The 4,118-nt window shown below is 33.9% G+C and carries 6 protein-coding genes; all 6 read right to left on the reverse strand.

Going from position 1 to position 4,118, the window contains the following annotated elements:
• Positions 1–28: 28 nt before the first annotated feature.
• Positions 29–652, reverse strand: a complete 624-nt coding sequence (locus ES676_RS14415; RefSeq protein ID WP_148371024.1) for a DUF6705 family protein — start codon at positions 650–652, stop codon at positions 29–31.
• 126 nt (positions 653–778) lie between these two features.
• On the reverse strand, positions 779–1,375 hold the full coding sequence (locus tag ES676_RS14420) for a DUF6705 family protein (RefSeq protein ID WP_317130828.1): 597 nt from the start codon (positions 1,373–1,375) through the stop codon (positions 779–781).
• 18 nt (positions 1,376–1,393) lie between these two features.
• Positions 1,394–1,573: a hypothetical protein gene (locus ES676_RS14425; protein WP_148371026.1), complete on the reverse strand. Its 180-nt coding sequence runs from the start codon at positions 1,571–1,573 to the stop codon at positions 1,394–1,396.
• A 10-nt stretch (positions 1,574–1,583) separates the two neighbouring features.
• The gene (locus tag ES676_RS14430; RefSeq protein WP_148371027.1) at positions 1,584–2,177 is read right to left on the reverse strand and encodes a DUF6705 family protein; all 594 of its coding nucleotides are present in this window, start codon (positions 2,175–2,177) and stop codon (positions 1,584–1,586) included.
• Between the two features lie 214 nt (positions 2,178–2,391).
• Positions 2,392–2,976 (reverse strand): DUF6705 family protein, encoded by a 585-nt coding sequence (locus ES676_RS14440; protein ID WP_148371029.1) that lies wholly within the window; start codon positions 2,974–2,976, stop codon positions 2,392–2,394.
• Positions 2,977–2,995: 19 nt separating this feature from the next.
• A partial coding sequence (locus ES676_RS14810) for a hypothetical protein (protein WP_215731659.1) occupies positions 2,996–4,118 on the reverse strand: 1,123 nt, incomplete at its 5' end.

Raw genomic sequence — 4,118 nt, forward strand, 5'->3', positions numbered from 1 at the left:
CGTAATGGCTTTATAGCTATATTACACTTTATTGTTTAACTAACACCATAGTTGCAGGAATTAAAAATTCGGAAGTGTCCATTTGTGTACCATCATTACACTCTGTGGTATCCCCATATAATTGGTTATTGGTTCTTGTCCAGATTAATTCGTCTGCACTCCCTAAAATCGGAGTATATTCTAATAACAAATTACCGCTAGCGTATCTGTGACAACCTCCATTAAGTGGTGGCTCGCTATAAAATAAATCAATTTTATTTGGTCTAAAGGCATAAATTCCTGAGCCTGTAATATAATTTGCAATGCTGCTGCTGCTATTCAGGTTACTGTTCGCTCCATAAGTATCATAAATAGTCGTACCATTAACTTTTAATAAATATTCACATGCTATATCATCGTGATATGTATTTGTAGGTCCCATTCTTACACGTTCTTTTTTTATAAATGTAACTTTAAAATAAGTAGTACCATCATCATACAACCACTCGCCTAAAAAGTTTGTAAAATAATTATTTGTGTCCTTAAAATAAATGTCACCAGTATCTGTTATTTCTGGGTCATCTACACCTAATGTTTTAATAGTTTCTTGTGCATTAATTATATTGAATACCCCTGTAAAGAATAAAACTGTTATTAATATTTTAGTTTTCATAATATTATGTTTTTGTATTATTAAGGTGTTATAGTTACTGGAGTCCAAGTAATGTTTCCATTACTATCTTCCGTTGCTTCATATAATGTTAATCCTAAATTAAAATATATATACAAAATAATAGTTTTACTGTTTTACCATTAAATACTCTCCATAAGGTACTCGTAATTCTGTTGGTGAGTTTTCATTGGGTATCATTCCACCTCCGTCTGATATTATGGTCGCCGTCATTTGTTCTGGATTGCTGCCTTCTAAATAGCGTAATACAATAGAAGCCGATAAATAATCACGTTCTGGGTCTGAAATATAAAGATCTAACCTTCTCTCATTTGGAGTACAATCATCACATGGTATGGATACATTGGAATTAATAATATACCCTCCTCCTATATTATGTGTTTCTGTATTTATATCCTGAATAGGAGGAATAGTATTAATTAATTCCATTTCATTTTCTATATATTTATATTCTCCTATTAAATAATCTCTATAATCATTTCTAACTTGAAGTTGCTCAACTTTTTGCAAAACGATAGTTAATTCTGAATTTCCATCTGTAGATTTCCAAACTCCTTCAAATTTATTGAATTCGTTATTCAAATCTTTATAATAAGCTCCATCTGGGGTGGCACTTCTTGATGCATCAATAGCCACTATGGGGCTTTGAGCCTTGCAGGAAAAAAATGTTATTGTTATTATTACTAAATTTAATATATGTTTCATATTTTATTGTTTTTATTATTAATTATAAGGTGTTTTTTCTACGGTGTTACCATCACTGCTTAACGTTAGTTTTTCCCAAGTTTCCAATTGTCCGGGAACAGATTCCATTTCATACAACGAAACGCCTAAATTAAAATATACAAAAAAATAATGACGAGATGGGTTATTGAACCAAATCGCCATTATTAAATATATCAAAACAATAGTTTTACTGTTTTACCATTAAGTACTCGCCATATGGTACTCGTAATTCTGTTGGTGAGTTTTCATTGGGTATCATTCCACCTCCGTCTGATATTATGGTCGCCGTCATTTGTTCTGGATTGCTGCCTTCTAAATAGCGTAATATTATGGATGCTGATAGATATGACCTTTCGGAATCATAAAAAACAAGCATAACTCTACGCTCATTAACACCACAATCATTACAAGCCAGATAAAGGTTATTAGGAATAATATGCCTTCCTTTTATTTTGTGTTTAGCAACATTAGTATTCGTTAGATTGGGTAAAGTATTAACGATTTCTATACCATTTTCAATATACTGGTACTCACCAATCAATTTGTCTTCATAATCCGTACCATTATACACCATTTCCTTTTTTTCTAATACAACAGTTAATGATGTATTGCCGTTTGTATATAACCAAGTACCTTCAAATTTGTTGAACTCATAATTAAGGTCTTTAAAATAAGCTCCATCAGAAGTTTTATAACCTCTAGCATCTAAACTAACGACAGGTGTTTGTGCCTTACAAGCTATTGTAGAAATAAGTATTATTAATATTATTAATTTTTTCATCTTTTTATATAGTTTCAATTATTAATTACAAGGTGTTGGTTTTATACTATTAGGGCTTGTTGGGTCTAACGTTAGTTTTTCCCAAGTTTCAAGTTGTTCAGGAACAGATTCCATTTCATACAACGAAACGCCTAAATTAAAATATACAAAAAAATAATGGCGAGATGAGTTATTGAACCAAATCGCCATTATTAAATATATCAAAACAATAGTTTTACTGTTTTACCATTAAGTACTCGCCATATGGTACTCTGGTCTCTGTTGGGGAATTTTCTGTTGGCAGTATCGCACCATGTCTTGCATAAACTGTTGCTGTCATTTGTGGTGGATTGCTACCTTCTAAATAGCGTAGTACGATATTAACATTTAAATACTCTCGCTCTGGGTCATTAAAATATAGCTTCACACGTCTCTCATTAGGAGTGCATTCTATACAGGATAAAAAATTATTATCATCTCTTATAGTACTACCTCCTATGTTGCCGTCTGAATTAGCATCAATAGGTAGAGTATTGACGATTTCAATTCCATTCTCTTCATAGGAATATTCTCCATTCAAAATGTCATAATAATCATTTGAAATTTGGATTTGAACTTTTTTTTGTAAAACAAAAATAAATTCAGAGCTGTTGTTTGTAAATTTCCAAGTTCCTATGAATTTGTCCAATTCATTATCTAAATCTTTATAATAAGCTCCTTCAGGTGTGTTATATGATGCATCCAACCCTACTATTGGGCTTTGTGCCTTGCAGGATAAAATGGTTAGTGTTATTATGGTTATATTCAATAAATTTTTCATCTTAATTAGTATTTTTATGTTAATTACAAGGTGTTTTTTCTACGGTATTACCATCACTGCTCAAAGTCAGTTTTTCCCAGGTCTCCAATTGTCCGGGGACAGTTTTCATTTCATACAACGAAACGCCTAAATCTTTATCTTTTATAAAATTTAAAAACGTTTTTTGATAATCTGTTGCTGAACCATTGACACCGCTAGCGTCATCGGTATAAATATCTTTTAACTCATTTTCAAAATCTTTCCTATCATCTTTATCCTCCCAAATAGCTTGTAGGCTTTGTAGCTTGTTTATATCTTCAATCTTTATGGCATAGGTATGGGTCTGTCCTGCCTGTGCCACTACCATAACACATACAAATACGGCATCGCCGTTTGGTGTGTTTGCCATTTCAAAACTACCATAATTATTCTTAATATTTAATAGTGAGTATATATCATCATGAGAAAACATAGGGATTCTTACGTTATCATTAGGGTGTGTATGCAGCGTACCAAACTGGTACTGTTGCCCCGGGAAATGCACATGATCGTCCATAGCTGCCGGGATATGGTGGGCATAAGCGCCGTATTCAGGAAAATTACCCCTATTATAAAGCCCGAAGCCATGTTCAAAATTACTCCCCAATTCATCATCTATATTTGTAATTGCAATACGTATATTGGTATTAAGTCCTGTTGAGTCGCTCGCACTACCATCAACGGTATAAGGATTAGTTGTTTGCGCAGGCGGATTGCTTGTTAGTTTGTTAAGCTCCTCACAGTTTTTTTCATGATCAGGTAGCTCTACCTCAATCGCTGGCGCTGCCAATATAGGAAGATTACCACTATTACCGTGATTATTTGGATCTGTCGGATCAAAACCATTATCGTATGTGGTTCCGCTAGAATCTCCACCACTACCACCATCTGAAGTGCCTGGGCTTGTAGGTATCCCATTCCCACCACCACTAGCACCGTCATCGTAGTTTCCACAAGAAATACTTGTAAGCACCCAGCCTTGACTTGGATTACAAGTGCAATCGGCGCCGTGAACTTGACCATTGTGGGGTACGCCATCGCTCCATTCCCAAGTCTCTACGCAACCATAAACCATTTTAGATAATTCTCCGTTGTTAAATACCGAAGTGTCAAAATCGATAGGT

The sequence above is a fragment of the Bizionia saleffrena genome (genome assembly GCF_008086175.1).
GTDB lineage: Bacteria > Bacteroidota > Bacteroidia > Flavobacteriales > Flavobacteriaceae > Bizionia > Bizionia saleffrena.